At 43.9% G+C, this 10,986-nt stretch carries 5 protein-coding genes; 1 reads left to right on the forward strand and 4 read right to left on the reverse strand.

Features of this window, described 5'->3' with window-relative positions:
* The first annotated feature begins 34 nt into the window (after nucleotides 1-34).
* On the forward strand, nucleotides 35-1,078 hold the full coding sequence (locus DQ356_RS05435) for a GMP reductase (protein WP_114303450.1): 1,044 nt from the start codon (nucleotides 35-37) through the stop codon (nucleotides 1,076-1,078).
* Between the two features lie 352 nt (nucleotides 1,079-1,430).
* Here the strand turns inward: DQ356_RS05435 and DQ356_RS05440 are convergent, their stop codons facing one another.
* The 4 genes from DQ356_RS05440 to DQ356_RS05460 all read right to left on the reverse strand — a co-directional run.
* Entirely contained in the window at nucleotides 1,431-3,323 is a 1,893-nt protein-coding gene (locus DQ356_RS05440) for a T9SS type A sorting domain-containing protein (protein WP_114303451.1), read from the reverse strand.
* A 494-nt stretch (nucleotides 3,324-3,817) separates the two neighbouring features.
* Entirely contained in the window at nucleotides 3,818-5,740 is a 1,923-nt protein-coding gene (locus DQ356_RS05445) for a T9SS type A sorting domain-containing protein (RefSeq protein WP_166413054.1), read from the reverse strand.
* Between the two features lie 507 nt (nucleotides 5,741-6,247).
* Nucleotides 6,248-8,125, reverse strand: coding sequence for a T9SS type A sorting domain-containing protein (locus tag DQ356_RS05455; RefSeq protein WP_114303454.1), 1,878 nt, complete (start codon nucleotides 8,123-8,125; stop codon nucleotides 6,248-6,250).
* Nucleotides 8,126-8,237: 112 nt separating this feature from the next.
* Nucleotides 8,238-10,986, reverse strand: a 2,749-nt coding sequence (locus DQ356_RS05460) for a T9SS type A sorting domain-containing protein (RefSeq protein ID WP_147267612.1), incomplete at its 5' end; no start/stop codon positions are given.

Here is a 10,986-nt window from a genome sequence, read left to right on the forward strand (position 1 = left end):
GATACATTATTTTTAATCACAAAAACACCATCTCATGCGAATAGAATATGATATTAAATTAGGATTTAAAGATGTGATGTTTCGGCCAAAACGTTCTACTTTGAAATCGAGGTCGGAAGTTTCTCTGGAACGGGAATTCACTTTCCTCCATACCGGCCGCCGTTGGAAAGGCGTTCCTGTGATTGCAGCCAATATGGATACCGTCGGGACTTTTGAAATGGCAGAAGCACTCGCATCAGCAAAGATGATGACCGCCATTCACAAGCACTATACCGTCGAAGAATGGAGTTCATTTTTAAAAGGAAAACCGGAAGAATTCTATCATCATATCGCGCTGAGTACCGGAACCGGCGCTTCAGACGAAGAAAAAATTAAGAAAATCTTCAGTCAAAATCCTGAACTGCAGTTTCTCTGTATTGATGTTGCCAATGGTTATTCCCAACATTTCGTGAATTTTGTAAAAAAAGCACGGGATCGTTTTCCGGAAAAAACCATTATGGCAGGAAATGTAGTGACGGGTGAAATGGTGGAAGAACTTCTTCTTGCAGGTGCAGATATGATTAAAGTAGGAATAGGCCCGGGATCGGTTTGTACCACGAGAGTGAAAACAGGTGTGGGGTATCCTCAGCTTTCCGCAATTATTGAGTGTGCCGATGCTGCCCACGGATTGAAAGGACACATCATCGGAGATGGCGGGTGTAGAGTTCCGGGCGATGTAGCGAAGGCTTTCGGCGGCGGTGCCGATTTTGTGATGCTAGGTGGAATGTTGGCCGGACATGATGAAAGCGGCGGCGACATCAGCGAAGAATCAGGGAAAAAATATAAACTTTTCTACGGCATGAGTTCCCGGACAGCGATGGAAAAGCATGCCGGTAGTGTCGCTGAATACCGTGCCTCAGAAGGGAAAACAGTTAAAATCCCCTATAAAGGATCCGTTTCCGAAACTGTGAAAGATCTTTTAGGCGGAATTCGCTCTACTTGCACTTATGTAGGAGCCCATACCCTGCGCGAACTTTCCAAAAGAACCACTTTTATCCGGGTTCAGGAACAGGAAAATCAGGTCTTTACCGGCGATTAAGATTTTTAAAATGTCCGGTAAGGTTTTGCCTGTTTTCTTAGTATACCATTTCAATTCACAAAAAATCCCGGCCCAATTACCCTAGCCATAAAGGGAACCGTTCCGGGATTATTTCGTCTATTGAAGAAGCAGTTACGAAAGAACAAACCCTCTGTCAGGCTCAGCCCGTCGAAGCCTTCTGTCTTATTAGCAAATCTGCAAATCTGCAAATTTGCAAATTTGCAAATTCGCTATTACTAAACAATTAATCGATTAATCAATTAACCAGCAATCAGCAAATCCGCTCCTTCTAAACCATTAACCGGCTCAATCCTTTTACCTTTTACCTTTTGCCTTTTACCTTTTGCCTTTCTTATTTCTTCACTATTTTCCCTGCCGTAGCAAAACCATCACCCTGCACTTTCACATAATACACTCCAGGGGTGACACCACTCATATCAATGGTATGGTTTCTTGTAAATTTACCCTGCTTCATCAGCCTTCCGTCTGCGGTGATGACTTCATAGGAAGTAAGTTTTTCTTTGGTTTTAATATGAAGAACATCATTTACCGGATTTGGGTAGAAAACCACATCCGTTTGTTTTAACGGGGTTTCTGTGGTGTTCATTTGGGTACATGAAGACGAGGTAGCCAGTTTGGCAAAGAAAAACTGGGATTTCCCGCTGGTAGTATTGCCGTGAAGTTCTGGTACACCGTCATTGGGATCCATAAAAAGGCTGCCGTGCTTGAAACCGCCCACTACATAATTGCCATCATTATCTACCGCTATAGAGGTAAACTCATCCTTTGAACCATAAGTACTTAAGATTTCGTGCGCTCCAATTACGGCACCCGTTTCTTTGTTGAGGCGTACCAAGAGTGGATCCCCATCGTCATTCGCCGGACGGGTCATGGTGTGCGTTCCCCACTGGTCGCCCTGTGACCCTTTTACGAAGGCCACTTCATTACCATTGAGAACCAGAGGCCCTTTACTATAGCCATACCCAGCGGCTACAACAGAATTTGCATACCCATCTACCGATTTACTCCATTGTACATTTCCAGCGCTATCGACTTTCAAGACTACTGGTGTGTTACCATTAGAAGAAGGAAAGTTGTAATTGCCAAAAGTAGCAGTAAGTGTATTATTGGGATTGAAATGGAAATATAGACCGGAAATATAAATATTAGATGCGTTGTCTTTTACAATGCCATGAATTCGATTTCTGGGTAAAGGCTGGTAGGCATAAAACTCTTTTCTCCACAGTTCTGCGCCTGTGGTGCCATCCAATGACAATAAGAAGCCATCTTGAGTAAAAGCGTTATTGTTATAGGATAAAGGAAAATAGGAGCCCGAACTTCCACTTTCTCTTTTGCCGGTAATATAGTATCGGTTTAAAGTTTCATCAAACAGCAGAAATACTTGACCTTCAACCATACCTGCTTCCAAACTACCTGTCATGGGTAATAGTAAAGGGTTTGCCTGTGGAGTCATATTCACCGTGTTACCAGTGCCTGGGGTGTAATTAAATTTCACCAGATAATATTGATAGGTATTTGTAAAAGTGCTGGGAACAGTAACAAGTCCGTTAAGATGTGTACCGGCCCGAAAACCCAAGATTGCATGTATATTCTTCGCCGAGTCCATTGTGAAAATTGCAGAATCGGCCTGTCTCGTTGTCCAAGATACATCACCTTGCAAAGCCTGCTGCCACGCCAAATTTCCGTCAGAAGTATTGTACTTTAAAAGATAAGATGTTTTTAATGCTGGATCTATGGTTGTTGGTTGGCTGGAAGGAACAGTAAGCAAAGGCAATGTTACATTGGTATCAAAATGAATGGGAATTGGTGCTGGGTCTGTTACATAATTGGTAGTATAAAAGGATCCCAATAAGTAAAGACCGCCATTATTGTCCAGTTCTATATTCCATCCATATTCTAATGATAATCGTCCACCAATGGTTTTAGTCCATCTTAAGCTGCCCTGACAGTCGGTGGAAAAAAGGAATAAATCCTGACCGTGATAAGAGGTAACCGGGGTGCCATTCAGGGTCGGGCTTCCGGGATTTACCGTTGCCAGATAGTAGTAATTATTATTGCTGTCCACCGCTATATCACGGATGCTTTCATCTTGAAAGTAAGTAAATCCCGATCCCGAAGAACCTTGATCTCCTCCGCCATATTGCGCCCACTGCCAGGTGTAGTTCTGGGCCTGGAGCATGAGACAGGTGAACAGCGCAGAAATGATGTAGATTTTTTGATTCATAATCTTTTTATTTTGATACTAAGGTAAAAGGCCACGACACCAACCAAAGTTATGAATTTCATAACAATGGTTTGGTATTAAGATGCGAAAATGCCCAAAAGTTGCAGTTGAAAAGTGAAAAATTCTTATTTATTTTCTGGAATAACTTTGCCAAAGTTTCAAACTTTGGCAAAGTTGAGACAAATCTTAACCGAGTCACCACCACTGTCTTTGTCATGCTGTAAGCATCCCCACTTTTAAGCAAACTCACCCAAAAATCCCGGAACATTTTACCCCGACCCTAAAAGGAGCTGTTCCGGGATTTTTTCGTCTATTGAAGAAGCAGTTACGAAAGAACAAACCCTCTCTCAGGCTCAGCCCGTCGAAGCCTTCCTTTTGCATCAGCAAATTTGCAAATTCGCTATTACTAAACAATTAATCAATTCATCAATTAACCAGCAATCCGCAAATCCGCAAATTCGCTTTTTAACCAATTAACCGATTAAACCATTAACCTATTTCTTCACTATTTTCCCAGCCGTAGCAAAGTTCTCACCCTGCACTTTCACATAGTACACTCCGGTGGCAACACCACTCATGTCTATCGTAAAATTCCCGCTGAATTTACCCTGCTTCATCAACCTGCCGTCTGCGGTGATGACTTCGTAGGAAGTAAGTTTTTCTTTGGTTTTAATATTTAAAATATCACGCACAGGGTTAGGATAAAACACTACATCCGTTTGTTTCACCGGGGTTTCTGCTGTGTTCATTTGGGTACATGAAGACGAGGTGGCCAGTTTGGCAAAGAAAAACTGGGATTTCCCGCTGGTGGTATTGCCGTGGAGTTCTGGTACGCCGTCGTTGGGATCCATAAAAAGGCTGCCATGCTTGAAACCGCCCACCACGTAGTTGCCGTCATTATCGACCGCTATAGAGGTAAACTCATCCTTGGAACCATAAGTACTTAAGATTTCGTGCGCTCCAATTACAGCTCCGGTATCTTTATTTAATCTTACCAGAAGCGGGTCTGCATCATCGTTCTGCGGTCGCACCATCGGGTAAGTACCCCAAGTGTCTCCACGGCTTCCTTTTGCGAAAGCAACTTCGTTGCCGTTAAGAACAAGCGAACTTTTATAAAATTTATGGCCTTCCATTGAAGCAGTTGAAATACTTGTAGGTTGTGCCACCCAAAGCACCTGACCCAACGGGTTGATACGCATTACATATGGGTTGTAACCTGTATAATAATATGGAAAAGAATAATTTCCTAACGAAGCATTGTTGGGAAAGGTAGTAGAGCCTGTTTTATTATATATAAAATAATATCCTCCAATATAAATGTCAGAAGTGGTACTGTCCTTAACAATGTTAAATACCACATTATCATCCGGATAGTTCCACGGATTTGAAGTCATTGTAAACTCTTTTCTCCATTGTTCCGTTCCTGAGGAGCCGTCAAAAACCAAAAGATAACCATCTCCCGTGAAAGGGGTTCCTCCGTAAGAAAAATCTGTATAAGTAAATGAACCATCGCTCCACATTCTTTTGCCGGCAAGATAGTACCGGTTTAAGGTCTCATCATAGACCAGATTGACTTTGCCCTCGAACATACCCGCCCAAATTTCTCCGGTAATAGGAAGCAATAAAGGATTTGCTTGCGGAATCATATTCACTACATTCCCGGTGTTGGCAGTGTAATTAAATTTTACCAAATAATACTGATAGGTATTTGTGAAAGTGCTGGGAACGGTAATAAGTCCGTTAAGATGGGTGCCCGCTCGGAATCCTAATATAGCATGGATGTTCTTCGCCGAGTCCATTGTAAAAATTGCAGAATCGGCCTGTCTCGTTGTCCAGGATACATCACCTTGCAAAGCCTGTTGCCACGCCAAACTTCCGTCACCCGTATTATACTTTAGTAGATACGAACTTTTTAAACCGGGATCAGTCGTTGTTTGATCGGCGTATGGTGTATTAATATAAGGAATAATGGTGGTATCATCAAATTTAATAGGTGCAACTGCGGGGGCTTCAACTCCATACAAATTAACAAAATATCCTAACATATAAATCCCTCCTGCATTATCCACTTCTATGTTCCAAGCATACTCATTTTTGTTATATCCACCTATAGTCCGTGTCCACCTTACATTGCCTTGGCAGTCTGTCGAAAACAGAAACAGATCCTGACTGCTGTAATTAGTCACGGGTGCCCCGTTAAGAGTTGGGCTACCTGGATTAATGGTGGCAAGATAGTAGTAATTGTTGTTATTATCCACCGCTATATCTCTGATGCTTTCATCATTAGTATAAGTAAATCCTGAGCCAAAAGAGCCCTGGTCGCCTCCGCCGTATTGTCCCCATTGCCAGGTGTAATTCTGGGCCTGGAGGATTAGACAGGCGAAGAGTGCAGAAATGATGTAGATTTTTTGATTCATAATCTTTTTTATTTTGATACTAAGTGAAAAGGCCACGACATCAACCAAAGTTATGAATTTCATAACAATGGTTTGGTATTAAGATGCGAAAATGCCCAAAAGTTGCAGTTGAAAAGTGAAAAATTCTTATTTATTTTCTGGAATAACTTTGCCAAAGTTTGAAACTTTGGCAAAGTTGAGACAAATCTTAACCGAGTCACCACCACTGTCTTTGTCATGCTGTAAGCATCCCCACTTTTAAACAAATCCACCCAAAAAATCCCGAAACATTTTACCCCGACCCTAAAAGGAGCTGTTCCGGGATTTTTTCGTCTATTGAAGAAGCCACTACGCAAGAACAAACCCTCTCTCAGGCTCAGCCCGTCGAAGCCTTCTGTCTTATAGGCAAATCTGCTGATTTGCAAATTTGCAAATTTGCAAATTCGCTATTACTAAGCAATTAATCGATTAATCAATTAACCAGCAATCAGCAAATCCGCAAATTCGCTTTTTAACCAATCAATTAACCTATTTCTTCACTACTTTCCCTGCCGTAGCAAAGTTCTCACCCTGCACTTTCACATAATACACTCCGGTGGCAACACCACTCATGTCTACCGTGTAGTTGCCGGTAAATGCACCTTGCTTCATCAACCTGCCTTCTGCGGTGATGACTTCGTAGGAAGTAAGTTTTTCTTTAGTTTTAATATGAAGAACATCACTTACAGGATTCGGGTAGAAAACCACATCCGTTTGCTTCACCGGGGTTTCTGCGGTGTTCATCTGGGAGCAGGCGGATTTAGCGAGCTTGGTTACGAAAAAGTTGGTTTTATCTACAATAGGGCTGGTGATGGTAGGAATCCCATCATTGGGATCTGTAAATAACTCATGTTGGAAAAACCCTCCTAACAGATAATTCCCGTCATTATCCACTGCAATGGAAGTGAACTCATCCTGATAACCGTAGCCGGAACTTATTTTATGAAAACCTACAATATTGCCGTTGTCTTTATCCAAGCGGATCAGCAGTGGGCTGTTCTGATCATTCAGAGGCATATTCATGGAATGGTTATCCCATTTTTCCAAAAAAGCCCCTTTGGCCATGGCGATTTCGTTCCCGTTTTGGGCTATTTTAATCTTTTCTCCTGTATAACTTAGCCACGTGAAACCATGATCTAAAGAAGTGGCCGACTTTGTCCAAATAATAGTACCATCCTGCGTAAACTTCATTACATAGGGATTTTGAAGATGTAAATTAGAAGTCATAGGAGTAGTATCCAAATACGTATTGATGTTATTCCCGTAATTTAAATACCAACCTGTGATGTAAAAATCATTAGATAAATTGTCTTTTTTTATGTCGTAAATTTTATGAAAAGGATCTGCGGTTGTAGGGCTATTGAATTCTTTACTCCATAACAATTGACCGTCGGTTCCACTAAAAGCAAGGAGGTAACCGTCGTTTTGAAACGTTGTCGTTCCATAAGTTAAAGGATTATAATTAAAGCCAGGAGTCATTCTTGTACCTGCTAAATAATAGATGCTTAATGTCTCATTATATAACAACTTAACTTCCCCGGCCCTCCAGCCATTGGTAATGTTACCAGTAATGGGAAGTGCGATTGGATTTTGCTGCGGCACCATAGTGCCGTTTTGGTATTCAAATTTGACCAGATAATATTTATAAGTGTTCGAATAGTTGGAAGGTACTGTAATTAAACCGTCCAGATGGGTGCCCTCCATAAATCCGAGTATGGCGTGAATATTATGGTTGCTGTCCATCGTCCACACCTGATTGTCGGCAAATGAAGTAGTGTGAGTAGGGATTCCTTGCAGCGGTTTGCTCCATTCCAGAGCTCCGTTGGAAGTATTGTATTTCAGTAGAAATGCCGACCGGAAGCCCTCGTCCGGCGTGTTCCCGTAAGGATAGCTCAGTTGTATTTTGGGAAGCACCACATTGTCGTCCAGATGAATCTGGGTAAAATGGGGGGGAGCGTTCATATCGACAACATTACCAACCCAAAACATCATGTACAATCCGCCATTATTATCCACGCTTATTTTCCACGCCTGCTCGTAATCCTGATACCCTCCGATGGTTTTTGTCCATCTTAGGTTTCCGTTACAGTCTAAAGAATAGAGCAATAAATCTTTGTCGTGATAGTGGGTAACGGGTACCCCTCCCACCTGAGGATTATTGGGATACAGTGAGGTCAGGTAATAGCTGTTGTTGTTATTGTCCACCACTATATCTCTAATCATTTCATCTTTGCCCATATTAATTCCGCTTCCGTAAGATCCAACATAACCCCCGCCAGTTTTAGCCCACTGCCAGTTATACGTTTGTGCAGGCATCAAAGCGGGCAGAAATACAAAGATTGTAAAAAAGTATAGTATTTTTTTCATTAGTAAAAATTTTCAGTTAAAATTAATCATTTTTTGGTAAACCTAAATGTAAAATAAAAAAAACCACAGGCTGCCTTTGATGAGGTCAACCTGTGGTTAGTTAAATAATAGTTTATTCTTTCAGCAGTTTTCCCTGCAATGGTTGGTCAGGAGCTACTACTGTAACAATATATACCCCCTGCAGCCAGCCGGAAGTGTCAAACTGCACTTCACCTTCTGCGCTTTTCAGGTCTTTTCTGAACTTCACATTGCCCATGGCATCATGAACCAATAACATACTGGCTTTTGCCTCTGGATGGCCGGTATTATAGCGTACCGTCACCATCGACCTCGCCGGATTGGGCGACATCGTGAAGGAAGGAAGTACGGTTTTCACCGGTGGGTTTTTGATACCCCGCATGGCACTGAAATCCAGTTCGTGGATCACCTCACAGTCGATGGCAGTGAAGACGATCGCATCATTTCCTCCGCTGAAACCGTTAGCCGGATAGAAAACCAGCGGATTGGCGTAGAAATCATAGCTTCCTCCTGCCGGAATGGTAATGGTATTCGGCAGATATACCCCATATCCGTTCATACTGGTAATGGTAAACGTTACCGAAGTACTTCCGAAGTTGTGGATAATACCATACAGCAGGTAATAACCTCCTTCCTGTGGTTCGATCCCCTCAATATGAAGCTCAATGCGGCACTCATATCGGATCTTGCACTTGGAAGGATCGGGGTTCAGGGTAGCGGTACCGGAGGTAAACTGGCAGTAGCCGTTATCCATCATCAATTGATAATTCCCTGCCTGTTGCGGCCAGAAAGGATAAATAAAGCCCGGGCCGTCCTGCTGGCTGTTGCCGAAATATTGCCATTCGTGGTTATTGTAATCTCCTATTGGGCCTACAATATAGCGGTCACCCAGACAAACGTCATAACATCCTGTCGGGAAGATCCACATCAGGCTTTCCAGATCATGGGGAACCATGATCTCTGAACTCACGATACAGCCGGAAGGAGCGGTGTGGGTTACCTGATACAGGCCGCCGTGATAGACGGTAATGGTAGTCCCGGACTGGCCGTTGCTCCAGTTGTACTGGCCTGCCTGCGGATTCTGAATGGTCAGTTCAACACTGTAAGGCGTGGAACTCATCGGGTCAGGACATTGAATATGCATTCCGATATCCGGATAATCCTGAGGCTGGCTAACCGTAATGGTAAAGCTGACAGAGGTGCCACATCCCGGATCGGCGGTACGCCGTACATGGAAAGTATAGGTATAGGTTCCTGCGGTGTTCAGCGTTCCGGTTGGAATCTGCGTAGGTGTCGCTGTGCTCCATGGATGGAGAACAGTCGTGGTTCCGTTATACAACAGGGTCCATTGGTATTCCAGATTAGGTTCTGTGACAATTCCGTACAGGGTAGTGCCTTGTCCTCGGCAAAGGTTGGCTTTCCCTGCGATATTGGCGTAAGGAACGGGTTTAATGGTGACCGGAACGGCTTGGTTAGCCATGCCTATGTCCCGGCATCCATTGGCATTCAACAGTATCGGCCAGTAATTCCCCGACTGTGTGGGCGTAAAACTCTGGGTATTGGGTGCACCCGGTACCGGTTGGTCACCGTTCATCCAGATGTAACTGGCGGGTAAAGGATCTGTAGAGTTCCAATTACTGTACGTAATCACCGGCTGTACGGTGCTCGTTTCACAGAGAGTATAACCAGTTGGTGGCTCAAGCTTACCCGAAAATTCGGCTTTTACTACTTGAAAATTAACTGTCTGCTGCATGAAAACACAATTCAATGGGGTGGTTACCGTAAGGCTGACATTATTAAAACCTTCAGTATTAAAAGTTATCTGAGAAGTACTACTGTTAGCATACACACCCGTTCCGCTAAATCCAATAAAGTAGGTATTTGCAGGGTCATATCCCGGGATATTCACGGTGATGACACTCTCTGAACACACCGTTCCTCCTGTTGGATCCGGGGAAAGGGTAAAGTTCATGTCAGGCATTGCCGGCAGCGTTATGCTTTCGGTAATGCTGCAGGGCAACAATCCCGGCGAAGTGAGCGTCAGGGTCAGTTGATACGTTTGTCCCGGTGTCAGGCCGCTGAACGTCGCACTTTGCCCGCTGCCGTTCTGTGGTGGCTGTCCGCCTCCGGTCAGTTGGTAACTGTACGTCACCGCATTGGCTGAGACCCCGAAAAGCGAGGAGATGTTATGCGCGGTTAGTGTATAGGCACTTGGGTTCACGCCACCGCATCCGATCACATATTTCAGCTTAGGCTGGTAAGGCTTGATCACCTGTGCAGTACTGATGAGCACACAACTGCCGTAAGTGGCTTCCACCTGCACCACATTGACTCCCGCAAGGGTCGTGGTCATGGAATTGGTGGTTCCGGTGCCCGGTACTACATTGCCGTTCAGCTTCCAGACAATGCTGCTTGGGGCGGTAGTGAAGGTAACCTGTGCATTGATGGTATTACAGGAACCCAATGAAGCGGTTACTGATAGATTCGGACTGGGAGTTACAGTACATCCGCCGGTAGAACCACAGTCTTGTATTACCGAAACGGCGTTGGACTTCACAAGGCATCCGTTCACATCCATCACCTCTACCCAGTACGTGCCAAAAGGATTAGGGCCGGTGATGGTAAAGGACGTCATATTGGTACCTTGTGCTACCACGTTGCCGTTCTTCATCCATTTAAAGAAACTGGAGGCGGTAAGCCCGGTGGAGAAATTAGCCTGCAGGGTGTAAGGCTGGAAGGTACTTCCGGTACAGGCATAGACATTAGCGTAGGGGGTAATGTCAATCACCGTTTGTGGATACACTATAAAGTTCTGGCTCACCATAGGGTTGTAATTACATACA

This window comes from Chryseobacterium lacus (genome assembly GCF_003336205.1).
GTDB lineage: Bacteria > Bacteroidota > Bacteroidia > Flavobacteriales > Weeksellaceae > Chryseobacterium_A > Chryseobacterium_A lacus.